The 24,093-nt window shown below is 68.1% G+C and carries 21 protein-coding genes; 8 read left to right on the plus strand and 13 right to left on the minus strand.

The features are described from left to right. Nucleotide 1: 1 nt before the first annotated feature. Nucleotides 2-751: an SDR family NAD(P)-dependent oxidoreductase gene (locus tag RZE77_RS17585; RefSeq protein ID WP_319438558.1), complete on the plus strand. Its 750-nt coding sequence runs from the start codon at nucleotides 2-4 to the stop codon at nucleotides 749-751. Further along, nucleotides 748-2,205: a flavin-containing monooxygenase gene (locus RZE77_RS17590; protein WP_319438559.1), complete on the plus strand. Its 1,458-nt coding sequence runs from the start codon at nucleotides 748-750 to the stop codon at nucleotides 2,203-2,205. Before RZE77_RS17585 ends, RZE77_RS17590 begins: the two co-directional genes overlap by 4 nt. 55 nt (nucleotides 2,206-2,260) lie before the next feature. On the opposite strand, the gene RZE77_RS17595 is transcribed toward RZE77_RS17590, so the two are convergent. Next, nucleotides 2,261-2,779: a MarR family winged helix-turn-helix transcriptional regulator gene (locus RZE77_RS17595; RefSeq protein WP_319438560.1), complete on the minus strand. Its 519-nt coding sequence runs from the start codon at nucleotides 2,777-2,779 to the stop codon at nucleotides 2,261-2,263. Nucleotides 2,780-2,892: 113 nt separating this feature from the next. Here RZE77_RS17595 and RZE77_RS17600 point away from each other — a divergent pair, with 113 nt between their 5' ends. After that, nucleotides 2,893-3,477, plus strand: a complete 585-nt coding sequence (locus RZE77_RS17600; protein ID WP_319438561.1) for a GbsR/MarR family transcriptional regulator — start codon at nucleotides 2,893-2,895, stop codon at nucleotides 3,475-3,477. Nucleotides 3,478-3,486: 9 nt separating this feature from the next. Here RZE77_RS17600 and cydX read toward each other — a convergent pair whose 3' ends face one another. The 12 genes from cydX to RZE77_RS17660 form a co-directional block, all read right to left on the minus strand. Next, nucleotides 3,487-3,636 carry a cytochrome bd-I oxidase subunit CydX gene (gene cydX, locus RZE77_RS17605; RefSeq protein WP_319438562.1) on the minus strand — a complete coding sequence of 50 codons (150 nt, stop codon included), beginning with the start codon at nucleotides 3,634-3,636 and terminating at the stop codon, nucleotides 3,487-3,489. Nucleotides 3,637-3,649: 13 nt separating this feature from the next. After that, entirely contained in the window at nucleotides 3,650-4,804 is a 1,155-nt protein-coding gene (gene cydB / locus RZE77_RS17610; protein ID WP_319438563.1) for a cytochrome d ubiquinol oxidase subunit II, read from the minus strand. After that, on the minus strand, nucleotides 4,801-6,405 hold the full coding sequence (locus RZE77_RS17615) for a cytochrome ubiquinol oxidase subunit I (RefSeq protein ID WP_319438564.1): 1,605 nt from the start codon (nucleotides 6,403-6,405) through the stop codon (nucleotides 4,801-4,803). Before RZE77_RS17615 ends, cydB begins: the two co-directional genes overlap by 4 nt. 50 nt (nucleotides 6,406-6,455) lie before the next feature. Then, on the minus strand, nucleotides 6,456-8,162 hold the full coding sequence (locus RZE77_RS17620; protein WP_319438565.1) for an amino acid ABC transporter ATP-binding/permease protein: 1,707 nt from the start codon (nucleotides 8,160-8,162) through the stop codon (nucleotides 6,456-6,458). Beyond that, on the minus strand, nucleotides 8,159-9,865 hold the full coding sequence (gene cydD / locus RZE77_RS17625; RefSeq protein WP_319438566.1) for a thiol reductant ABC exporter subunit CydD: 1,707 nt from the start codon (nucleotides 9,863-9,865) through the stop codon (nucleotides 8,159-8,161). The genes RZE77_RS17620 and cydD overlap by 4 nt, the downstream gene beginning before the upstream one ends. A 164-nt stretch (nucleotides 9,866-10,029) precedes the next feature. Then, nucleotides 10,030-11,142, minus strand: a complete 1,113-nt coding sequence (locus RZE77_RS17630) for an acyltransferase family protein (RefSeq protein ID WP_405547628.1) — start codon at nucleotides 11,140-11,142, stop codon at nucleotides 10,030-10,032. 50 nt (nucleotides 11,143-11,192) lie between these two features. Then, nucleotides 11,193-12,155, minus strand: a complete 963-nt coding sequence (locus RZE77_RS17635) for an NAD(P)H-dependent flavin oxidoreductase (protein ID WP_124962207.1) — start codon at nucleotides 12,153-12,155, stop codon at nucleotides 11,193-11,195. Between the two features lie 80 nt (nucleotides 12,156-12,235). Continuing rightward, nucleotides 12,236-14,056 (minus strand): acyl-CoA dehydrogenase, encoded by a 1,821-nt coding sequence (locus tag RZE77_RS17640; RefSeq protein WP_319438568.1) that lies wholly within the window; start codon nucleotides 14,054-14,056, stop codon nucleotides 12,236-12,238. Between the two features lie 78 nt (nucleotides 14,057-14,134). After that, nucleotides 14,135-15,067, minus strand: a complete 933-nt coding sequence (locus RZE77_RS17645; protein ID WP_319438569.1) for an electron transfer flavoprotein subunit alpha/FixB family protein — start codon at nucleotides 15,065-15,067, stop codon at nucleotides 14,135-14,137. Nucleotides 15,068-15,080: 13 nt separating this feature from the next. Continuing rightward, nucleotides 15,081-15,830, minus strand: a complete 750-nt coding sequence (locus tag RZE77_RS17650) for an electron transfer flavoprotein subunit beta/FixA family protein (protein WP_319438570.1) — start codon at nucleotides 15,828-15,830, stop codon at nucleotides 15,081-15,083. A gap of 138 nt (nucleotides 15,831-15,968) precedes the next feature. After that, nucleotides 15,969-17,249 carry a mechanosensitive ion channel family protein gene (locus RZE77_RS17655; RefSeq protein ID WP_319426671.1) on the minus strand — a complete coding sequence of 427 codons (1,281 nt, stop codon included), beginning with the start codon at nucleotides 17,247-17,249 and terminating at the stop codon, nucleotides 15,969-15,971. A gap of 39 nt (nucleotides 17,250-17,288) precedes the next feature. Continuing rightward, complete coding sequence (locus tag RZE77_RS17660) at nucleotides 17,289-18,242, minus strand: histone deacetylase family protein (protein WP_319438571.1); 954 nt, start codon at nucleotides 18,240-18,242, stop codon at nucleotides 17,289-17,291. Nucleotides 18,243-18,328: 86 nt separating this feature from the next. Here RZE77_RS17660 and RZE77_RS17665 point away from each other — a divergent pair, with 86 nt between their 5' ends. The 5 genes from RZE77_RS17665 to RZE77_RS17685 are packed head-to-tail and all read left to right on the plus strand — an operon-like array spanning nucleotide 18,329 to nucleotide 24,085. Further along, entirely contained in the window at nucleotides 18,329-19,249 is a 921-nt protein-coding gene (locus RZE77_RS17665) for an AAA family ATPase (protein WP_012748474.1), read from the plus strand. Nucleotides 19,250-19,274: 25 nt separating this feature from the next. Beyond that, the gene (locus RZE77_RS17670) at nucleotides 19,275-20,246 is read left to right on the plus strand and encodes a DUF58 domain-containing protein (RefSeq protein WP_319426674.1); all 972 of its coding nucleotides are present in this window, start codon (nucleotides 19,275-19,277) and stop codon (nucleotides 20,244-20,246) included. Between the two features lie 43 nt (nucleotides 20,247-20,289). After that, entirely contained in the window at nucleotides 20,290-22,311 is a 2,022-nt protein-coding gene (locus tag RZE77_RS17675; RefSeq protein ID WP_319438572.1) for a transglutaminase TgpA family protein, read from the plus strand. A 52-nt stretch (nucleotides 22,312-22,363) separates the two neighbouring features. After that, on the plus strand, nucleotides 22,364-23,455 hold the full coding sequence (mltB, locus tag RZE77_RS17680) for a lytic murein transglycosylase B (RefSeq protein WP_319438573.1): 1,092 nt from the start codon (nucleotides 22,364-22,366) through the stop codon (nucleotides 23,453-23,455). 3 nt (nucleotides 23,456-23,458) lie between these two features. Next, the gene (locus RZE77_RS17685) at nucleotides 23,459-24,085 is read left to right on the plus strand and encodes an HD domain-containing protein (RefSeq protein WP_319438574.1); all 627 of its coding nucleotides are present in this window, start codon (nucleotides 23,459-23,461) and stop codon (nucleotides 24,083-24,085) included. The last annotated feature ends 8 nt before the right edge of the window (nucleotides 24,086-24,093 follow it).

Raw genomic sequence — 24,093 nt, forward strand, 5'->3', positions numbered from 1 at the left:
CATGAGATTGAAAGACAAGGTCGCCATCATCACCGGGGCGGCAGGCAACATCGGCTTGGCGACGGCTCGGCTGTTCGCCCAGCAAGGCGCGCGATTGGTACTCGTTGATGCCAAGCGAGAAACACTGGAGAGCGCCTGCGCGGAATTCGATCCCGCCACCACTTTGTTCGTAGCAGCGGACGTCACATCGCCGGAGGATACCCAGCGCACCGCTCAAGAGGCCATTGCGCGCTTCGGCGGTGTGGACATCTTCTTCGCCAATGCGGGTGTGGAAGGCGTGGTGCAGCCCACAGCCGACTATCCCGAAGATGTGTACAACAAGGTGATGGACGTGAATGTCAAGGGGGTCTTCCTTGGCATCAAGTACATCGCCCCTCACTTGCGCGACGGTGGCAGCGTCATCATCACGTCCTCGGTCATGGGGCTTGCGGGCGCACCCCGCAACATCGCCTACACCGCCAGCAAGCATGCTGTGGTGGGGCTGATGCGCTCGGCCGCGGGCGATCTTGCGGCACGGCGCATTCGGGTCAACACAGTGCATCCCGGCATGGTTGAAAGCGAGATGCTGCGTCGCTTGATCGACCGGCACCCCGATCCCAAGCAGCGCCATGCCGACCTGATTGCGCGCATCAAGCTCGGCCGTTTCGTTACGCCCACGGAGATTGGACAGTCGGTGCTCTTCCTGGCCTGCGACGAGAGCTGCATGACAACCGGGCAGACCTTCCTCATCGATGGGGGATATCTGGAATGAACACATCTGCGAAAGCACCCGGCGCAGCACGCAGCGCTACAAACGGCACACATCGCGCCATCATCGTAGGTGCGGGCTTCGCCGGCATCGGCCTGGGAGTGCTCCTCAAGCAAGCCGGCATCGACGACTTCGTCATCCTTGAGCGCGCGGACGACATCGGCGGCGTCTGGCGGGACAATCACTACCCCGGCTCTGCCTGCGATATCCCGGCGGTACTCTATTCCTACTCCTTCGAAGCCGAATACCCCTGGTCCACAGGCTACCCGAAGCAGCGCGAACTCCTGGACTACATGCACCACGTCGTGGCCAAGTACGGTCTCGGCCCGCATCTGCGCTTTGGCCAGCGGGTGACCGAGGCTGCCTTCGACGACGGCCGCCAGCGCTGGACTGTGTCCTCCGAACAAGGCATAGCCTGGGAAGGCGAGTGCTTCGTACCCTCTGTCGGGATCTTCAACGATCCGACGATGCCACGCATCGCCGGGCGTGAACGCTTCCACGGCGAGGCCTTCCATTCGGCTCATTGGCGAGATGACCTGGATCCCGCCGGCCTGCGCATGGCCATCATCGGCACGGGCGCCAGCGCCATACAGATCGTGCCGGAGATGGCGCGGGCTGCTTCCCAAGTCTCTCTGTACCAGCGCACGCCGCCCTTCGTCGTCCCAAAGTCGGTCATTGCCGCAGGCCAGCCCCTGTCAGAGCGCGAACGTATCTTTACCGAGTTCGAGGCAGTCGCGGGTCGCCGCAAGGACTTCACCGCCACCCAGGCGGCGCAGGATGCCTTCATGCAGTACCTCGCGCAACAGGTCCCAGACCCGGCGCTGCGTGCCAAACTCACGCCCAACTTCACCCTGGGCTGCAAACGATCGCTGTTCTCCAACGAGTGGTATCGGGCGCTGCAACAGCCGAACGTGGAAGTGGTGACCGAGTCGATCGAGACGCTGACCGAAACCGGCGTTCTCACCCGGGATGGAAAGCTTCGCGAAGTCGACCTTGTCATCTACGCCACGGGATTCAATCCTTCCAACTACCTGCCCGGCATCACCGTGCGCGGCCGCGAGGGCGTGCTGCTTCACGACATCTGGCAGGATGGCGCCGAAGCCTACCTTGGCATCACCGTACATGGATTTCCGAACATGTTCATCCAGTTCGGCCCTAACACCAATGTGCCTGGCAGCGTGCTCTTCATGCTGGAGTGCCAGGCACAGTACATCATGGATGCACTGCGTACTCTGGCTTCGCGCGGCGCCACCACGATGGAGGTCAGCCAGAAAGCGATGCGTTGCTTCTGCGACGACCTGCAGCGGGACATCGCATCCACCACCCAAACCGCCGCTCATTGCAGCAGCTACTACATGAACGCCGCAGGCAAGGTGGTCACCAACTTTCCCGGCACGCAAACGCAGTATCAAGGCATGACGCGAACAGTGAACTCCGCTGACTACCACTTCCGCTGAATCGCGAATTTTACTGATGACATTCTTCGCCCCATGAGTGGGCGAAGTGGCCAGATCAATCGGAAAACTCGTTACCTTCCCAGGGTCGCTTACGACCACCGCGACATCGATCGGCTCGGATATCCGTTCCGATCTCCCGAGCGATCTCATTTGCCTTCCGCGTCATCGCATCCAATGCGGTGAATAGCGCATCTTGATCTGCCAGAGGGACTGCAGAAAGAACCCGCGCGTTGATAGCCTCTACCTGGGGAAACAATTCCTTGACCAGTCTCACCCCTTTGTCCGTCAACGCCAGGATGACCCGACACCGATCATCGCGTCCGGCGGTCTTCTGAACCAGAGACTTCTCGATCAGTCCCGCAACGGCCTTGGAAACGCGCGCACGGTCAAGCGTGGCGCGTTCCGCCAATTCCGAAGGTGATACTTGGCCATCACGGAACAGCAGGATCAACAGGTGCCACTCGCGCCGCGTAATTCCGTACCGCCCCTCACACAGGCGCGTCACCGGAGCGCCCGACATCGAAACGATCCTCCACAGCCGGAAATTCAGCAGGTTCTCCGGGTCGATTTCCATAGCCTCGCCTCCTTTGCCACACCTTTGTTGGAGAAGTCTTCCAATCTGATTTTCGCCGCCAGAAAACTTCAGTCTTTCTTGAAGCTACAGCAATTCGCAACGAAAATCTGCCGATGCCAACCGCCACCCTTCCCCCGCTCAACCGCCAGTTCGTCGCCCACTTCGGCGAGATGGGCAGCAAGTGGGGCATCAACCGCACCGTCGGCCAGATCTACGCGCTGATCTTCATATCCGAGCATGCGCTCAATGCCGACGAGATTGCCGAACTGCTCGAGTTCTCGCGCTCCAACGTGAGCATGGGCCTGAAGGAGTTGCAGGCGTGGCGGCTGGTGCAGCTGCGCCATCAACCGGGCGACCGGCGCGAATATTTCGAGGCGCCGGCGGATGTGTGGGAGATCTTTCGCGTGCTGGCCGAGGAGCGCCGCCGCCGCGAGATCGAGCCCACGCTCTCGATGCTGCGCAGCGCGCTGCTCGAATCGCCCGCCAGCGACGCCGAGCGCCACGCGCAGGAGCGCATGCGCGAGATGCACGACCTGATCGACCGGCTCATGAAGTGGTTCGACGACGTCCAGCGGCTCGCGCCCGAAACCGCGATGCAGCTGATGGGCATGGGCGCCACCGTGACCAAGGTGCTGAGCCTCAAGGACCGCATCACCGGGAGCGCGCCCAAGAAGAAGAAAAAGCCGGCCGCCGGCTGAGCGACTTCGTCAGAGCCGCTCCTGCCCCTGCGGCGCTTCGGGCATCGCGAGCTTTTCCTTGCGGATGGCGTCGTCGTCCATCAGCTCGTACCACATGGCGTTGAGAACGGCGAAGGCGGCCGCCAGCGGCAGGCCGAGGATCCAGGCGAAGTACCACATATTTTTTCTCCGTTCAGTACGCGTGTCCGCTCTCTTCGCGGATGGCCTCTTCGTCGACCTTGCCCCACAGCACGTGGTAGACCCAGGTGGTGTAGGCCACGATGATGGGAATGAAGAATCCCGTGACCACCAGCATGATGAACAGCGTGAGGTGGCTCGACGATGCGTCCCATACCGTGAGGCTCGCACGCGGGTCGATCGACGACGGCAGGATGAACGGGAACATCGATGCGCCCACGCTCAGGATGATGCCGGCAATGCCGAGCGCGGCCGCCAGCAGCGCGAGCACCGGCCGGCGCAGCAGCAGGCCCGCGAGCGCCCCCAGCAGCCCGGCAAAGCCCGCCGCCGGCGCCGCCATGGTCCAGGGGTGGGCCGCATAGTTGGCAAGCCATGCGCCCGCATGCAACTCGACGGTCTTCAGCAGCGGATTCGACGGCCCCGTCATCTGGGCGGCACTGGTGATGCGGTAGCCGCCGATGGCCGAGGCCATCCACACGCCTGCCAGCGCATAGAGCACGATGCCCGCCACCGCTGCAACGCTGCCATAGAGGCGCGCGCGCTCGGCCACCGGGCCCGCGGTCTTGAGCTGCAGCCATGCCGCGCCGTGCGTGACCATCATCGCCACCGACACCAGCCCGCACAGCAGCGCGAACGGATTGAGCAGCGCGAAGAAGCTGCCGTCGTAATGAATGTGCATGTCGGTCGCAAAGCGGAACGGCACGCCCTGCAGCACGTTGCCCACGGCCACGCCGAAGATCAGCGCCGGCACCAGGCCGCTGAAGAAAAGCACCGCGTCCCAGCGGGCGCGCCAGGCCGGCTCCTCGCGCTTGCTGCGGAACTTGAAGGCCACGGGCCGCAGGATGAGCGCCGTGAGAATCACGAACATCGCCAGGTAGAAGCCCGAGAACGACACCGCGTACAGCTGCGGCCAGGCCGCGAAGATCGCGCCGCCGCCAAGGATCAGCCACACCTGGTTGCCCTCCCACACCGGGCCCACGCTGTTGATGACCACGCGCCGCTCGAGATCGGTGCGCGCGGCGAACGGCAGCAGGATGCCGCTTCCCAGGTCGAATCCGTCGGTGACCGCAAAGCCGACCAGCAGCACGCCGATCAGCGCCCACCAGATGATTCGAAGCGTGTCGTAGTCGATGAGTTGATGCAGGATCATGAGGAACTCCCAGGCGCCGCCATGGCGCGAACTGGCGGAACATGGGACCGGGCTTCGCCGACATCGGGCGCGTGCTCGGCCTCCGGCCCCTTGCGTATCACCTTGAGCAGCAGCTTCATCTCGATGATGAAGAGCGTGGTGTAGATCGCGATGAAGCCGCCGAGCGTGATGAGCAGCGTCTTCACGCCCAGGTTCGACACGGCCACCGCCGTTGGCAGCACGCCTTCGATCACCCAGGGCTGGCGGCCGAACTCGGCCACCAGCCAGCCGGCCTCGATGGCGATCCACGGCAGCGGGATGGCCAGCACCGCGGCCCGGAGCAACCAGCGGTGGCGGTCGAGCCGGCGCCGCGCCGACAGCACGAAGAAGGTGGCCGTCAGCACGATCAGCAGCATGCCGATGCCCACCATGATCCGGAACAGCCAGAACAGCGGCGCCACCTGTGGCACGGTGTCCCATGCGGCCTTGGCGATCTGCTCGGGCGTGGCGTTGCGCGGATCGTCGACGTAGCGCTTGAGCAGCAGCGCATAGCCCATGTCGGCGCCGCCGTTCTCGAAGGTGTCGCGCACGCCCTGCGGCACGGCCTGCGTACTGCCGGCGGCGCGGATCTGCTGCAGCGCGTCGTAGGCCTTGATGCCTTCGCGGATGCGCACCTCGGCGCGCTTCACGAGCTCGTCGATGCCGGGAATCACGGTGTTGAGCGAGCGCGTGCCGATCAGCCCCATCACCGCCGGAATGTGGATGGCGTAGTGCGTCTCGCGCGCTTCCTGGTCGGGGAAGCCGAAGGCGGTGAAGGCCGCGGGCGCGGGGTGCGTTTCCCACATGGCTTCGATGGCGGCGAGCTTCATCTTCTGGTGCTCGGTCGACAGGTAGCCGCTCTCGTCGCCCAGCACCACCACCGACAGCGACGCCGCCAGGCCGAACGAGGCCGCGACCGTCATCGAGCGCTTGGCCAGTTCGAGGTGGCGGCCCTTGAGCAGGTACCAGGCCGACACGCCGAGCACGAACACCGCCGCGCACACATAGCCTGCCGACACGGTGTGCACGAACTTGGCCTGCGCCACCGGGTTGGTCAGCACCGCGAAGAAGTCGGTCACCTCCATGCGCATGGTCTGCGGGTTGAAGGCCGCGCCCACGGGGTTCTGCATCCAGCCGTTGGCAATGAGGATCCACAGCGCCGAGAAGTTGGAGCCGATGGCCACGGCCCAGGTCGCGACCAGGTGGCCCACCTTGGAGAGCTTGTCCCAGCCGAAGAAGAACAGGCCCACAAAGGTGGCTTCCATGAAGAAGGCCATCAGCCCCTCGATGGCCAGCGGCGCGCCGAAGATGTCGCCGACGTAGTGGCTGTAGTAGCTCCAGTTCATGCCGAACTGGAACTCCATCACCACGCCGGTGGCCACGCCCATCGCAAAGTTGATGCCGAACAGCACGCCCCAGAACTTGGTCATGTCGCGCCAGATCACGCGGCCCGTCATCACGTAGACGGTTTCCATGACCGCGAGGATGATCGACAACCCGAGCGTCAGCGGCACGAACAGGAAGTGGTAGAGCGCCGTGACGGCGAACTGCAGGCGCGATAGCGCAACGATGTCGAGGTCCATGGGGTGGCTTCCTTTTGTGTTCCCTGTTTCGGTCTTTGGCTTCTGTCGGTTCAGTCGGGCCGCAGCGCGTTCAGTGCGGCGTCGAAGGCGGGGCTGCCGCGCCGCAGGTCGGCAACGATGCGGCCCTGGCGCATGCACACCAGGCGGTCGGCCAGCGCGGCCTCGCGCCGCAGGTGCGTGGCGATCAGCAGCGCGCGCGGGCCGGCCTCTGCGTACAGGCGCTGCAGCACGTCATGCGCGATGGCGGCGTCCAGCGCCTCGGTGGGCTCGTCGAGCAGCCAGAGCGGCACCGGACGCAGCAGCAGCCGCGCGAGCGCGAGCCGGCGCGACTGCCCGCCTGAAAGGCCGAGGCCGCCTTCGCCCAGCGCGGTATCGAGTCCGGCGGGGAACGCGCGCACGTCGCCCGCAAGGCCGGCCGATTGCAATGCGTTCCACAGGCGGGCGTCGTCCGCGGCGGGATCGGCGAGCCGCAGGTTGTCGCGCAGGCTGTCCTGGAAGAGCTCGGTGCGCTGGGTCAGCAGGCAGGCCGGCTGTGCGTTGACGCTGCCGGCCAGCGGCGCGATTTCTCCGGCGATCACCGCGAGCAATGTCGACTTGCCCGCGCCGCTCGCGCCGATCAGCGCCACCCGCTCGCCCGGAACGATGGCCAGCGAGACATCGTTCAGCGCAGCGATGCCGCTGCCGGCGTGCGCCGCGCTCAGGCAGACCAGGTTCACGGCGCACGCCGCGCCGGATTCGACAGCGGCGACGCCTGGCCGCGCCTCGTCCGGTGCCATGCGCGGCGCGAGGCGCCGGACCGCGAGCCAGGTGCGGCCGGCATCGAGCGCACCGCGCCGCAGGGCCGCGAACGGCTCCGTGGCCGTCAGCGCCACCAGCAGCCCGAGCGCCGCGGCAGGTGCGCCGATGGCGCCCTCGCCCACGAGCGCACCCACCGCCAGCAGCACGCCCACCAGCGTCAGCGTGCCGGCCACGCCGTAGGCCGCGCCGGCCGACGTCTCGAGCCTGTTCAGCGCGAGGTCGGCCCTGGCCAGGTGCGCATCGGCATTCATCAGCGCTTCGCGCTGCGCATCGGCGCGCCCCGCCATCACCAGGTCGGTCTGGCCCGCGACGAGGTCGACGGTGCGCGCCCGCAGCGCCTCGATGCCATGTGCGCGGCGCACCGCCGGACGCCGGGCACGCCGCGCGATGAACAGCGCCAGGCCCCAGCCGACGGCCACCAGCCACAGCAGCAGCGCGAGCCCGAGGCCGGCGTGCATGAAGCCGAGCACCACACCCGCGAGCAGCGCCGCGCCCAGCGCCGCGGCGGCGGGCACGAGCAGCCGCAGGTAGAGAGACTCCAGCGCATCGATGTCGGAAGTCAGCCGGAACAGGAGCCGCGACGGCCGCATCGCCAATTGGAGCGCCGCGCCGGGGCGCGCCCAGCCGCGGAACAGGCGCACGCGCAAGTCCGCGAGCACGCCGAAGGTTGCGTCGTGCGTAACCAGGCGCTCGCCGTAGCGCGATGCGGTGCGTCCCAGCGCCAGCAGCCGGATGCCGGCCGAGGGCATGAACACGTCGAAGGTGAAGGCCGTGGCCGCATGCAGGCCCGCCAGCGCCGTCGCGGTAATGAACCAGCCCGACAGGCCGAGCAAGGCCATGCCGGCCAGCACGGTGACCGCCGCCAGCAGGCCGCCCCACAGCAGCGCGCGGGGCTGCGTCGCCAGGAACGGCCGCAGCACCAGCCGAAGATCGCGCCAGCCGCCCTGGGACCTGCTCATGCGGCGCGCTCCAAGACTGCATCGGCAGGTTCGGCATCGAGAGGGATCGAGCGGTCCATGCGCGCCGCCAGCACCGGGTCGTGCGTGGCGACGACCAGGGTCTTTCCGCGCGCCAGGGCCAGCAGCGCGTCGGCCACCTGGATGGCGGTTTCGGTGTCGAGGTGGGCGGTGGGCTCGTCCACCAGCAGCAGGTCGGCATGCCGATGGACGGCGATGCGCGCCAGCGCCAGGCGCACCGCCTCGCCGCCCGACAGGCCGATGCCGCCCTCGCCCAGCGCCACGCCCGGATGCGCCTGCGCCACCGTCTCGAGGGAGGCGAAGCGCATCGCCGCCGCAACCTGCGGGGTGCCGACGCCTGCGCGCCCGAGTGCGACATTGGACTCGACCGAGCCCGCGAACACATGCGGCCTCTGCCCCATCCAGGCGATGCGCTGGCGCAGCGCACCCGCGGTGCGGTCGGACAGCGGCACGCCGCCAATCGAGATTTCGCCGTGCGCTGCCGGCAGCAGCCCCGCCAGCAGCGACAGCAGCGCCGTCTTGCCCGCGCCGCTTGCGCCGGTGAGCGCCACGTGCTCGCCGGCTCCGATGCGCAGGTCCAGGCCATCGAAGACCTTGCGCTCCTCGCCCGGCCAGGCGAAATGCAGGTCGCGGACCGCGATGGCGGGCGCGGAGCCCGCGCGGGCCGCACCTGTTGCAGCACGTGCGACAGGCGCCTGCGCCCCGGGCAGGGGCAATGCGCGCCTTTGCAGCGCGTCGAGCGCCTGCAGTGCCGCCTCGCCGGCCGCGCGGTCGTGCCAGACCGCCGAGAGTTCGCGCAGCGGTTCGAAGAACGCCGGCGCGAGCAGCAGGATGAACAGCCCCTCCCCCAGGCTGAGCTGGCCTCCCCAGGCACCGAAGCCCAAGGTGCCCAGCAGATGGAAGCCGACGTAGGCCGCCACCATGGCCACGCCCAGCGCCGAGAAAAGCTCCAGCACCGCCGACGAAAGAAAGGCGATGCGCAGCACCGCCATGGTCCGTTCCCGAAGCGCCTCTGCCGCCTGCGCGAGCCGCTCGGCGGCGGCATCCACCGCATCGAGCGCGCGTAGCGTGGCCAGCCCGCGCAGGCGGTCGAGCAGGAAGGCGTTCATGCCGCCCATCTCGACCATCTGCGCCTCGCTCGCCGCCTTGGCGCGCCAGCCGACGATGGCCATGAAAAGCGGAATCAGCGGGGCGGCCACCAGCAGCACGAGCGCCGCCACCCACGAAAGGCTGGCCACCGCCACCAGGATGACGACCGGGACCACCATCGCGCGCCAGCGCGCGGGCCGGTAGCGCACGAGATACGGCACCAGCGCTTCAGCCTGCTCGGCGAGTACGCTGGCCGCGCGCCCGGACTCGACACGCTCGCGGTCCAGCGGCGAACCGGCCGCCAGCGCGAAGGCGGTCTGGGCGCGCAGCGCCGAGAGCTGCGCCCTGGCATGCCCGAAGACACGCCGTGCGCCCCAAGCCTCGCACACCGCCCGCAGCACGCCGAGCAGCAGGATGCCGCAAGCCGGCCATTGCACCGCCGAAATCCCCTGCCCCGATGCCAGCCCCTGCACGGCCATGGCCAGCAGCGCCGCCTGCGGAATCCACGTGAGCGCCGCCATGCCTTGCACGAGGCTTGCGGCATCCGGCCGCGCAGAAAACTGCAGCGGCGGCCGTGGCGGAGGATGCTTGATCATTCCTTGATATTTTGTATTTTCAGTATTTACTGAATATTCGCAATATTACCAAAGACGAAAAACCCATGAAGCCGCTGGAGCCTGACGGCTCCGGCGGCCTCTTGCAACCCCTTATTTCAGCGAAAACGGCCGGCGCCCTGCACTGCCGGCACGGGCGGCTCGGGTCAGAACGAGACGAGCATCCCGCTGACCAGCAGCGCCGCGAACAGTGTCGCGACCGCGCGCCATGACGCCGGCCGCACCTCGACCCCGCGGTACAGCAGCAGCGCCGCGCCCACCGAAAGCCCGAAGGTGGCGGCCATGCCCAGTGCGTCGATCCAGCCGGCATGCGGCCCCAGTTGCGCCGCCAATGCGTTGGTGGCCAAGAGCACCGGAAAGTGGATGAGGAACAGCGAGTACGAAATGCGGCCCAGCCGCTGCAGGGGCATGGCCGCATCCGGCCAGCGCCCGAGCGACAGCCAACCCCGCCGCTGCGCAACGGCAATCAGCAGCGCGCTCAAGAGGGCGATGGCGATGCGGCTGCGCCAGTCGATGGCCAGTGCGCCCGCGCCGGTCAGCGCCAGCAGCACGACGGCACTGTGCCAGGTGCTGGCCCGCGTGGCGCGTCCGATCCAGAAAGCCAGCATGCCGAGCCCGTAGGCACCGAAGAAATAGAACGCCGTGTCGTCGAGATCGGCATTGCGGTTGAAGAGCAGCAGCGAGGTGGTGGCCGCCGCCAGCACCAGCGCCACCGGAATCCAGCGTTCGTACGAAGCCGCTGCAGCCGCCGCCGGCGCCCGCCGCAGCATGGCGGGGAGCCCCATGAGCGTGAGCGCCAGCACGAACAGCTGGAAGTCGATCGCCACGTACCAGACGCCCGTGGACAGCGCCTCGTAGCCCAGCAGGTCCTGCACCAGCAATCCGTGCGCGAGCAACTGGCCGATGCTCGGCGACGCCGGCACGTCGTCGCCGAGCATCCAGGGCCGCACGAGCGCCGCCACCAGCACGCACACCGTGAGCGCCGCCAGGTAGGGCATGACCAGGCGGCCGTAGCGCTGCAGGATACGCGCCATCGGCCGGTCGACGCGCAGCACGCCGTCGGGCGCCAGGCTGGCCGCCGCAAGAAAGCCGGCAATCACCAGGAAGACCTGCACCGCGAGCCGGCCGTCATCGGCCAGCCAGCCCAGGAAGCCCGGCGCCAGCGGAAAGGCGCCCACCGGCATCGTGCCGTAGCGCGACAGGTGGTGCCCGACGATCACCGCACAGGCCATGCCCTTGGCGATGTCGAGCAGCGGCATCCGCCCGCGCAGCGCGGGCCCTGCGGCAGGCGCCGGGTTGCGCGCGCCGCTCAAAGTGCGAGCCGCTGCCTTGCCTGCTGGTATTCGCGCTTGAGCTTTTCGATGAAGGCCGCGGCGCTGGCCACTTCGGTCACGGCGCCGATGCCCTGGCCCGAGCCCCAGATGTCTTTCCAGGCCTTGGCCTTGCTGCCCTCGCCGCCGCCGAAGTTCATGGTTTTGACGTCGCCTTCGGGCAGGTTGGCCGGGTCCATGCCGGCCTTGACGATGCTGGGCGCCAGGTAGTTGCCGTGCACGCCGGTGAAGAGGCTCGAATAGACGATGTCGTCGGAGGTGCCTTCGACGATGGCCTGCTTGTACTCGTCGCTCGCGCGCGCTTCCTCGGTGGCGATGAAGGCGGTGCCGATGTACGCGAAGTCTGCGCCCATGGCCTGCGCCGCGAGCACCGCGCCGCCGGTGGCGATGGAGCCCGACAGCGCAATGGGGCCGTCGAACCATTGGCGGATTTCCTGCACCAGCGCGAACGGGCTCTTCACGCCCGCATGGCCGCCGGCGCCGGCCGCCACGGCAATGATGCCGTCGGCGCCCTTCTCGATCGCCTTCTGCGCGAACTTGTTGTTGATGATGTCGTGCAGCGTGACGCCGCCGTAGCTGTGCACCGCATCGTTCACGTCGGTGCGCGCGCCCAGCGAGGTGATGACGATCGGCACCTTGTACTTCACGACCATTTCCATGTCGTGCTCGAGCCGGTCGTTGCTCTTGTGCACGATCTGGTTGATAGCAAACGGCGCGGCAGGCTTGTCCGGATTGGCCTTGTTGTAGGCCGCGAGCTCCTCGGTGATCTCGGCCAGCCAGTCTTCGAGCTGCGCCGCGGGGCGGGCGTTGAGCGCCGGCATCGAGCCGACCACGCCGGCCTTGCACTGCGCGATCACGAGCTTGGGGTTGCTGATGATGAACAGCGGCGAGCCGATGATCGGCAGCGGCAGGTTCGCGAGCACGGGGGGCAGCTTGGACATGTCTTCTCCGGGAATGGGGTTCGGTTTTATATAAGAGAAAGGCCTGCATCGCCCGTCAGATGGGCGACACGGGCCGTGGGTCAGAAGGCGTCGAGCGCCAGTGCCGTGACGCTTTCCGCGCCATCGACGATGCTGTCGCGCAGCCCGGGCACCTTGTTCAGGATGTGCTCGGCATAGAAGCGCGCGGTCGCGATCTTGGCCTGCATGAAGTCCACGTCGACACTGCGCGACGCCAGGTCCTCCGCAATGATCAGCGAGCGCGCCAGCTGCCAGCCCGCCACGAGGTTGCCCGCGAGCATCAGGTAGGGCACGCTGCCCGCGAACACGGCGTTCGGCGATGCCTTGGTCTGGCCGGCGACGAAGTCGACCACTTCCACGAAAGCCTCGCGCGCGGGCTTCAGGCGCTTGAGGACGGCGGCTGCGGCGGGGCTGCTGCTCTTGGCCAGCTCGGCCTCGGTCTTCTCGATCTGCGCCGCGATGGCCTTCGCGGTCTGGCCGCCGTCGCGCGCGGTCTTGCGGCCCACGAGATCGTTGGCCTGGATCGCGGTGGTGCCTTCGTAGATCGTGAGGATCTTGGCGTCGCGGTAGTACTGCGCCGCGCCGGTCTCCTCGATGAAGCCCATGCCGCCATGCACCTGCACGCCGAGCGAGGTCACTTCCAGGCTCATCTCGGTGCTGTAGCCCTTGACCAGCGGCACCATGAATTCGTAGAAGGCCTGGTTCTGCTTGCGCGCCTCGGCATCCGGGTGGTGGTGCGCGGCGTCGTAGGCGGCGGCAGCCACACTGGCCATCGCGCGGCAACCTTCGGTGTAGGCACGCATGGTCATCAGCATGCGCTTGACGTCGGGGTGGTGGATGATGGGTGCGCTCGCGTTCATCGAACCGTCGACCGGGCGGCTCTGCACGCGGTCTTTGGCGTAGGCCACGGCGTGCTGGTAGGCACGCTCGGCAATCGCGATGCCCTGCATGCCCACGGCGTAGCGGGCCGAGTTCATCATGATGAACATGTATTCGAGGCCGCGGTTCTCCTGGCCGACGATGTAGCCCACAGCGCCGGGTCCGGCGCTGTCTGCAATGCTCGCCGCCATGCCGTCGCCGTACTGCAGCACGGCCGTGGGCGAGGCCTTGATGCCCATCTTGTGCTCGATGCTCACGCAGTGCACGTCGTTGCGCTCGCTTAAGCGACCGTCCGTGCCGACCATGAACTTCGGCACCACGAACAGGCTGATGCCCTTCACGCCCTCGGGCGCGCCGGTCACGCGCGCGAGCACCAGGTGCACGATGTTCTCCGCCATGTCGTGCTCGCCGTAGGTGATGAAGATCTTGGTGCCGAAGACCTTGTAGGTGCCGTCAGGCTGCGGCTCGGCGCGGCTGCGCACCAGCGCAAGGTCGCTGCCGGCCTGCGGCTCGGTGAGGTTCATGGTGCCGGTCCACTGGCCGCTCACCAGCTTCTCGAGGTACACCGCCTTGAGCTCGTCGGAGCCGGCCGTGAGCAGCGCCTCGATGGCGCCGTCGCTCAGCAGCGGGCACAGCGCGAAGCTCATGTTGGCCGAGTTGAGCATCTCGCCGCAGGCCGCGCCGATGGTCTTGGGCAGGCCCTGGCCGCCGAAATCCGCCGGATGCTGCAGGCCCTGCCAGCCGCCCGACACGTACTGCGCAAAGGCTTCCTTGAAGCCCGGCGTGGTCGCGACCTGGCCGTCCTTGAAGGACGAAGGGTTGCGGTCGCCCTCGATGTTCAGCGGCGCGATCACGTCCTGGTTGAAGCGCGCGCATTCCTCGAGTACGGCCTGCGCGGTTTCGAGGCCGGCGTCCTCGAAGCCCGGCAGCCTGGCGATCTCGCCGATGTTGGCTAGGTGCTCGATGTCGAACAGCATGTCCTTGAGGGGGGCGGTGTAGCTCATGTCTTGTCTCCAGATACAGCGGATACGAAAAGGGCATCGCGAACGATGCCCTCCGGCTCAATCAATGCCTTGCTTCGATCAGAGCGCCTTCACCAGTTCCGGCACCGCCGTGAACAGGTCGGCCACCAGCCCGTAGTCGGCCACCGAGAAGATCGGCGCCTCTTCGTCCTTGTTGATCGCGACGATCACCTTGGAGTCCTTCATGCCGGCCAGATGCTGGATGGCGCCCGAGATGCCCGCGGCGATGTACAACTGCGGCGCGACGATCTTGCCGGTCTGGCCCACCTGCCAGTCGTTGGGCGCGTAGCCCGCGTCCACCGCGGCGCGGCTCGCGCCCAGGCCCGCGTTGAGCTTGTCGGCCAGCGGCGTCATCACTTCGGTGAACTTCTCGGCGCTGCCCAGCGCGCGGCCTCCCGAGACGATGATCTTGGCGGCCGTCAGTTCTGGGCGGTCGCTCTTGGTGACTTCGCGGCCCACGAAGCTGGACTTGCCACTGTCGGCCACGCCTTCAGCCGTTTCAACGCTTGCGCTGCCACCGGTGGCAGCCGCGGCATCGAAGCCGGTGGTGCGCACGGTGATCACCTTGGTGGCGTCGCTGCTCTGCACCGTGGCGATGGCGTTGCCGGCGTAGATCGGGCGCTCGAAGGTGTCGGGGCTCACAACCAGCGTGATGTCGGAGATCTGCGCCACGTCCAGCTTGGCGGCCACGCGCGGCGCGACGTTCTTGCCGTTGGCGGTCGAGGGGAACAGGATGTGGCTGTAGTTCGATGCGATCGCCAGCACCTGGGCGGCGACGTTCTCTGCAAGGTTTTCTGCGAGCGATGCGCTGTCGGCCACGATGACTTTGCTGACGCCGGCGATCTGCGCGGCGGCCTTGCCGGCTTCGGCGGCATTGGCACCGGCCACGAGCACGTGCACGTCGCCGCCGCAGGCCAGGGCCGCGGTCACGGTGTTGAGGGTCGCGGGCTTGACGGTCGCGTGGTCGTGTTCGGCAATAACTAGTGCGGTCATGTCGTTGTCTTCCTCAGATCACTTTGGCTTCGTTCTTGAGCTTGTCCACCAGGGTGGCGACGTCGGGCACCTTGATGCCGGCGCCGCGCTTGGGCGGCTCGCTGACCTTGAGGGTCTTCAGGCGGGGCTTCACGTCCACGCCCAGGTCTTCGGGCTTGAAGACGTCGAGCGTCTTCTTCTTGGCCTTCATGATGTTGGGCAGGGTGACGTAGCGCGGCTCGTTCAGGCGCAGGTCGGTCGTGATGACGGCCGGCAGGCTCAGCTGGATGGTTTCCAGGCCGCCGTCGACTTCGCGCGTGACGGTGGCCTTGCCATCGGCCACTTCGACCTTGGAGGCGAAGGTGGCTTGCGGCAGGTCGGCCAGCGCGGCGAGCATCTGGCCGGTCTGGTTGGCGTCGTCGTCGATGGCCTGCTTGCCCAGGATCACGAGCTGGGGCTGTTCCTTGTCGACCAGGGCCTTGAGCAGCTTGGCCACGGCCAGCGGTTGCAGCTCTTCGGTGGTCTCGACCAGGATGCCGCGGTCGGCACCAATGGCCATGGCGGTGCGCAGGGTTTCCTGGCACTTGGCGTCGCCGCAGGAGACGGCGATGACCTCGGTGACCACGCCCTTTTCCTTCAGGCGCACGGCTTCTTCCACGGCGATCTCGTCGAAGGGGTTCATGCTCATCTTGACGTTGGCAATGTCCACTCCGGTGCCGTCGCTCTTCACGCGCACCTTGACGTTGTAATCGACGACCCGTTTGACAGGCACTAGAACCTTCATTGACTTGACTCCATTGGGATTGCAAAAAGGGGGCTTCGAGGGCAGCCGGTCATTTTAGAGTCCGGCCCTTGCCGCACCTGCGCCCATGGCGACTGGCACTGCAGTGCAACAAAAAAGAACGACCGTGCTTTTCCGTGATTATACGGCAGCCTCGCGCGTGGCGGAAACGCCCGGCGGCAGCGACTCCACCCGCAGCACGCGCTGCGGATACGGAATGTCCACGCCCGCGCTGCGCAGGCCCTCGAGAATGGCGATGTTGATGGCCGAGCGCACGTTGTCCTTGCCCTTGTCAGGGTCGGCCACCCAGAAGTTCAGCGTGAACTCCAGCCCGTCGGGCGCAAAGTTCATCAGAAAGGCCACGGGCCCCGGGTCGGTCATCACGCGGGCCTGCGCCTTGGCCGCCGCGCACAGGATGGACTGCACCTGCGCCACGTCGCTGTCGTAGCCCACCACGATGCTGGTCGTGATGTTGAACTTGCGGTCCGCCATCGAGAGGTTCTCGACCCGGCTGGTGATGAGCGACTCGTTCGGCACGATGGCCTCGCGCCCGTTGCCCGCGCGGATGAGCGTGTAGCGGGTCTTGATGTCGGTGATGCGGCCCTCGAAGGTGTCGACCTTGACGTTGTCGCCGATGCGGATGGAGCGCTCCAGCAAAATCACGAAGCCGCTCACGTAGTTGGCCGCCAGCTTCTGCAGCCCAAAGCCCAGGCCCACGCCCAACGCGCCGCCCAGCACCGAGAGCGCCGTGAGGTCGACCCCCACCGCCGACAGCGCGAACAGCAGCCCCACCAGCAGCAGGAAGGCGCGCACCGCGTTCGAGGCCACCTTGCGCATCGAGAGGTCGGTCACGGCCTCGCGCAGGATGCGCTTCTCGATGGTGGCGGCAATCCACAGCGCGATCACCAGCACCAGCCCGGCCGACAGCACGCCCTGGAAGATGGTCTGCAGGCTGACGCGCGTCTTGCCGAAGGCCAGCGTGATGTCATCGAGCTCGGCCAGCACCGGCGGCAGCAGCCCGACGATCCAGAGGATGGCGCCGATCCACGCCAGCCAGGAGATCGTGCGCTCCAGCAGCCGGACCAGGTTGGAGGTGGGAAAGACCGCCCGCATCACGCGCGCGAACAGCCGGATGACCGCCAGCGACAGGAACACCGACACCCCGATGCGCAGCACCAGCACGGGCTGGTAGCCGCTCACCAGGCGCCGGGCCAGCTCGGCGAAGACCAGCGCCAGCAGCGGGAACAAAAGCCCGTCGAAGGTGCGCTCGCCGAACCAGATGGAATCCTTCGGCTGGTCGCGCCCGAACCAGCGGGTGACCACCCAGGCGATGACCACGCAGGCGACCAGCGCCGCCAACTCGATGCCCAGGCCGCGTGCGTCGACCTGGCCCAGGCGTTGTGTGAAATCGTTGAAATTCATCTCTTGGGAAAACATGGCGCGGTGTGTGCGCCGGCAGCTCTACAGATCGGCAAGGACACGGACATGGGCTTCGACGCTGCGCGCGAGGGCGTCCAGGTTGTAGCCCCCTTCGAGCATCGAGACGATGCGCCCCTGCGCATGGCGCCGCGCGACGTCCCGGATGCGGCCCGTGATCCAGGCGAAGTCGTTCTCGGTGAGGCCGAGCTGGCCCAGGTCGTCCTCGCGGTGGGCGTCGAAGCCCGCGCTCACGAAGATCATCTCGGGCGCAAATTCCTCGAGCCGCGGCATCCAGGCGGCCTCGATCAGCTCGCGCACGTCCATGCCCCTGGTGTAGGCCGGGATCGGCAGGTTGAGCATGTTCGAGGCCGGGTGCTCGGTGCCGCTGTACGGATAGAACGGATGCTGGAAGAAGCCCACCATCAGCACGCGCGGATCGTTCGACAGGATGTTCTCGGTGCCGTTGCCGTGGTGCACGTCGAAATCGACGATGGCCACGCGCTCCAGGCCGTGCACCTCGAGCGCATGCCGCGCCGCAATGGCCACGTTGTTGAGGAAGCAGAAGCCCATGGCCTGTTCGTAGCAGGCGTGGTGCCCGGGCGGGCGCACCGAGCAGAACGCGTTCTCGATCTCGCCCGCCATCACCGCATCGGTGGCGGCAATGGCGGCGCCCGCGGCGCGGCGCGCGGCCAGCAGGGTGAAGCGGTTCAGAATGGTGTCGGGGTCGAGCTGCGCATGGCGGGGGCCGCCGGCCGGCTCGTCGGCCACCAGGCGCTGGTGCAGGGATTCGAGGTGTTCGAGGTGCGCCTCGCTGTGCGCGCGGGTGATCTGGGCCAGGGTGGCCAGCGGCACGTCGCGGTGTTCGAGGGCATCGCCCACGCCGGTGAGCAGCAGCCTGTCCTCGATGGCGTCGAGCCGCTCGGGACATTCGGGATGGCCCCGGCCCATGTCGTGCTTCCAGCAATCGCGATGTGTGAAGTAGCCGGTCTTGCCCATGTCTTTGCCGTGTCTCTGTCGTATCTAGACCTCACACGGCATGGGGCCGCGCAGTCTTACGGTATCGTTTGCATATGGATACAAATATGGACGTTGCTGCGAAGCTTGCCACTTTGCTGAGTCAGCTTAACACGGTGATCGTGGGCAAGGAGCCCCAGGTGCGCGACTGCGTGGCCTGCCTGCTCGCGGGCGGGCACCTGCTGATCGAGGATGTGCCGGGGGTCGGCAAGACCACCCTCGCCCATGCGCTTTCGCACACCTTCGGGCTGCAGTTCTCGCGCGTGCAGTTCACCGCCGACCTGATGCCGGGCGACCTCTCGGGCGTGGCCATCTACGACCGGGGCCAGCAGGCCTTCGTGTTCCACCCCGGGCCGATCTTCGCGCAGGTGCTGCTGGCCGACGAAATCAACCGCGCCAGCCCCAAGACGCAAAGCGCGCTTCTCGAGGCCATGGAAGAAAAGCAGGTCACCATCGAAGGCGAGACGCGGCCGCTGCCCACGCCCTTTTTCGTGATTGCCACGCAGAACCCGCAGGACCAGCTCGGCACCTTCGCGCTGCCCGAATCGCAGCTCGACCGCTTCCTCATGCGCATCTCGCTGGGCTACCCCGACCGCGCCGCCGAGCGCGAGCTGCTCTCGGGCGCCGACCGCCGCGAGATGCTGGCCACCCTGCCCGCGCTCCTGACCGCCGGCGAGCTCACGGCGCTGCAGCAGCGCGTGCAGCAGGTGCATGCGGCCGAGCCGCTGCTGAACTACGTGCAGGACCTGATCGCGGCCACGCGCTCCGGCCGCTGGTTCCTGCAGGGCCTCTCGCCGCGCGCCGGCATTGCCGTGCTGCGCGCCGCCAAGGCGCAGGCGCTGCTGGCCAACCGCAACTACGTCGCGCCCGACGACGTGCAGTCGATCCTGCCGCAGACCATTGCGCACCGCCTCACGCCGGTGGGCGACGCGGGCCGGGGCGCGGTGGAGCAGGTGCGCGCGATGATCGCGGACGTGCCGCTGCCGTGAAAACGAGCACGCCCGCCGGCCACCGATGATCGCGTCGCTACGCTCGCGCATCGACGGCTGGTTCCTGTCGCGCCGGCCGCCTTCGGACACGCTGGAGCTCACGCAGCGCAACGTCTACATCGTGCCCACGCGCGCCGGCTGGACGCTGGGCGCCACGCTGCTGGTGCTGCTGATCGCGTCGATCAACTACCAGCTCAACCTCGGCTACCTGCTGACCTTCCTGCTCGCGGGCAGCGTGGCCGTGGGCATGCACGTGTGCCACGCCACGCTGCGCGGCCTGGCCATGCACATGATGCCGCCCGAGGCGCACTATGCGGGCGCCGCCGCGGTCTTTCGCGTGGTGCTGCACAACACGCGGCGCAGCGTGCGCTACGGCATCGGCATGGCCGTGCGCGGCAGCGGCCAGTGGGCCTGGACCGACGTCCCGGCCGAGGGCAGCGCCACCGTCGAGATCGCGTTCAAGCCCGAGCGGCGCGGGCTCCATCCGGTGCCCGCGCTGACCGCCGAAACGCGCTTTCCGCTCGGCACCTTCCGCGTCTGGACGGTGTGGCGGCCGGCCGCGAAGATGCTGGTCTATCCCGCGCCCGAGGCGCATCCGCCCCCGCTGCCGCCGGGCGAGCCGCTGTCAGGCCCGGCCGCCACGTCGGCCGCGCTGCGCGCCCAGGCCGCCGGCGAATACGACGGCCTCAGGGCCTACCGGCGCGGCGACCCGCTCAAGCTCGTGGTCTGGAAGAAGGCGGCCCGCGCCCAAGCCACCGGCTCGGAAGACCTGGTGAGCCGCGACACGCAGCAGACGCAGCGCGAAGAGCTGTGGCTCGATGCCCAGGCCACCCAGCTGGCCGACACCGAGGCCCGGGTGTCGCGGCTCTGCGCCTGGGTGCTGATGGCGGACCGCCTGGGCGTGGACTACGGCATCCGCGTGGCCGCGCGCGTGGTGCAGCCCTCGCAGGGAGAAGCCCACCGAAGAGCTTGCCTGGAGGCGCTGGCGCTATGTTGAATCCGAACGCCGCTCGTTCTTCTCCAGGCCGGGAGCCGCGCCCATGAACAAGTTCATGCGCGAGATCTCTGCGCTGCCAAGGGACGCCCGGGACACGCTGTTCCTGCTCGCGGTCATCGCGCTCATCGTCCTGCCGCAGGTCGGAAACCTGCCCTGGTGGTGCACCGCCATCACGGCGATGGTGCTGGTGTGGCGCAGCACGCTCGCCGTGGAGGCCCGGCCGCTTCCGGGCAAGTGGGCGCGCGTGGGCCTGCTGGCGCTGACGCTGGCCGCCACCTTCGCCACCCACCGCACCCTGCTGGGGCGCGACGCCGGGGTGACGCTGATCGTGATCCTGCTGGCGCTCAAGACGCTGGAGCTGCGCGCGCGCCGCGACGCCTTCGTCATCTTCTTCCTGGGCTTCTTCGCGATGCTCACGAACTTCTTCTACTCGCAGTCGCTGATGACCGCGGTCACCATGCTGCTTGCGCTGCTGGGCCTGCTCACCGCGCTGGTCAATGCGCACATGCCGGTGGGCAAGCCGCCATTGATGCAGGCCGCGCGCACCGCCAGCTGGATGGCCCTGGCGGGCGCGCCGATCATGCTGGCGCTGTTCCTGCTGTTTCCGCGCTTCGCGCCGCTGTGGGGCACGCCTGGCGATGCGATGGCCGGGCGAACGGGCCTGTCGAACACCATGCGCGTGGGCGCCATCGCCGAACTGGCGCTCGACGACAGCATTGCGGCGCGCATCAAGTTCGAGGACAACCGCGCGCCGCCCCAGAGCCAGCTGTACTTCCGCGGGCCGGTGCTCGCGCAGTTCGACGGGCGCGAATGGACGGCGCTGCCGTCCTGGGCGCGCGGCGCGCCGGCCTCGGGCAACCTGCGCACCAGCGGCCAGCCGGTTCGCTACGAGGTCACGCTCGAGCCCAACCACCGCCCCTGGCTGCTCACGCTCGATGCGGCGCAAAGCGCACCGCAGGCACCCGGCCTCGAGGTCACGGGCACGCCCGACCTGCAGTGGCTGGTGAACCGCCCCATCTCCGATCTCGTGCGCTACCGCGCCGAGAGCTACACGCAGTTCCACAGCGGACCCGTGCGGCAGACGGCCGCGCTGCGGCCCTATCTCGCGCTGCCGCCCGGATCGAACCCGCGCACCGCCGCCCTCGCCGCCGAAATGCGCGCCCAGCCCGCGCTGGCCAACGCCGGCACGCAGGCCTTCATCCGCGCCGCACTGCAGCGGCTGCGCACCGGCGGCTACACCTACACGCTGGAGCCCGGCTTCTACGGCAACGAGACGGCCGACGAGTTCTGGTTCGACCGCAAGGAAGGCTTCTGCGAGCACATCGCCTCGGCCTTCGTGGTGCTGATGCGCGGGGCGGGCATTCCGGCGCGCATCGTGACCGGCTACCAGGGCGGCGAACTCAACAGCGTCGACAACTACTGGGTGCTGCGCCAGAGCGACGCGCACGCCTGGGCCGAGGTCTGGGAAGACGGCACGGGCTGGGTGCGCGTCGATCCCACCGGCGCGGTGTCGCCGGGCCGGGTCGGCCAGCTGCAGCGGCTCGTGCCGCAGCCGGGCCTGTTTGCCGGCGCCATCGGCGCGATGAGCCCCACGCTGGCGCAGAACCTGCGCGCCGCCTGGGAAGCGGTAAACAACAGCTGGAACCAGTGGGTGCTCAACTACACGCAAAGCCGCCAGCTCAACCTGCTCAAGACCATCGGCTTCAACGCGCCCAGCCTCGAGGACCTGGCCTACGTGCTGCTCTACCTGCTGGTGGGTGCGAGCCTTGCCGGTGCGGCATGGACCCTGTGGGAGCGCAGCCAGCACGACCCGTGGCTACGACTGCTCGGCCAGGCACGCGCGCGCCTCGCCAAGGCCGGCCTCCAGCTGCCCGACACCGCGCCGCCGCGCCAGATGGCCGCCCAGGCCGAGGCACGCTTCGGCCCGGCGGCACAGGCCGTGCGCGAATGGCTGCTGAAGCTCGAGGCGCAGCGCTACGCCCCGGCCTCGCCGGCTTCGCTCGCGGCCCTGCGGGCCGAGTTCCGGCGCCTGGACTGGCCCGCCGCGCCCACCACACGGCGCTGATGCCGCATGCGTCCCGCCAAGGCGGGCTCGCGCGGACGGCACAATCGGCTCCATGCGATTTTTTCTTCCCGCGCCGCGCCGCGCCGCCGCCGTCGCCCTCCTCGCCGCCTGCTGCGCAGCGTCCATGGCCGCACAGGCCCAGAAAGCCCCCAGCGCCCGCAGCGTGAAAACCGTGGCCGGCAGCACGCCCTACGCCACGCGCGACGACGCCATGCGCTTTGCCGACGAGGTGGCCGAGCGCCGCGGCCTCGACCGCGAATGGGTGCGCGCCACCATCGGCAGCGCGCGCTTCTTGCCGAACGTGCCGCGCCTGATGCTGCCGGGCCCGGCCGGCACGGTGAAGAACTGGCAGGCCTATCGCAGCCGCTTCATCGACGCGACGCGCATTGCCGCCGGCGTGCGCTTCTGGCGCAGCAACGCCGACACGCTCGCGCGCGCGGAGGCGATGTACGGCGTGCCGGCCGAGATCATCGTGGGCATCATCGGCGTGGAGACCATCTACGGCCGCAACATGGGCAACTTCCGCGTGATCGATGCACTGGCCACGCTGTCGTTCGACTTTCCGCAGGCCCATCCGCGCGCGGCCGAGCGCGAAGCCTTCTTCCGCGGCGAGCTCGAGAGCTTCCTGAGCACCGAAAGCCGCACTGCCGACAACCCACTGCTGCCCGTGGGCAGCTATGCGGGCGCCATGGGCATGCCGCAGTTCATGCCCAGCAGCATCGCCAAGTACGCCATCGACTTCGACGGCGACAGCCGCATCGACCTGGTCGACAACCCCGCCGATGTGATCGGCTCGGTGGCCAACTACTTCAAGGCCTTCGGCTGGACGCCCGGCATGCCCGCGACCTACCCGGTGCATTTCGAGGAGACCCGCCTCAAGAAGGCGCTGCTGCTGGCGCCCGACATCCTGCCGAGCTTCAGCGCCGACAGCTTCGTGGCAGCCGGTGCGGTGCCCGAAGGCGAGGGCCTGCGCCACAAGGGCCTGCTCGCCCTGATCGAACTGCAGAACGGCGCCGACGCAGCGCCGACCTATGTGGCCGGCACGCGCAACTTCTACGTGATCACGCGCTACAACTGGAGCAGCTACTACGCGATGTCGGTGCTCGACCTCGGCCAGGAGGTCAAGGCCGCCATGGAGCAATAGCCGATGGCGCCCGAGGCACTGCGGGACAACTGGAACGCCGCCTGGCGCGCGCTGGGCGTGACCGCTGCCGACGAGGCGCTCGGCATCGAGCTGCAGCGCCGCTACGGCGAGCCGCAGCGCCACTACCACACGCTGCAGCACCTCGGCGAATGCCTGGCCTGGTTCGAGCGCGAGAAGGAAGCGGCCGAGCACCCCGCCGAAGTCGCGCTCGCGCTGTGGTTCCACGACGCGGTCTACGACGTGCATGCGCACGACAACGAGGCACGCAGCGCCGATTGGGCGCGCAGCGCCATGCTCTCGGCCGGCGCGCCGGCTGACGCGGCCGAACGCGTGCATGCCCTCGTGATGGCCACGCGCCACGATGCCGTGCCCGAAGGCCGCGACGCCGAACTGCTGGTCGACATCGACCTGTCGATCCTCGGCGCGGACCCCGCGCGCTTCGACGAATATGAACGGCAGGTGCATGCCGAATATGCCTTCGTGCCCGACGAGGTGCGCCGGCCGCGCCGCCGCGCGATCCTGCAGCGTTTTCTTGCGCGGGACGCGATCTACGCCACGCCGCGAATGCACGCGCTGCTGGAGGCAAGGGCTCGCGCCAACCTGGCCCGGTCGATCGCGGCGCTGGCCTGATCGCTCCG

The organism is Variovorax sp. SPNA7 (assembly GCF_033807855.1).
Taxonomy (GTDB): Bacteria; Pseudomonadota; Gammaproteobacteria; order Burkholderiales; family Burkholderiaceae_C; genus Variovorax; species Variovorax beijingensis.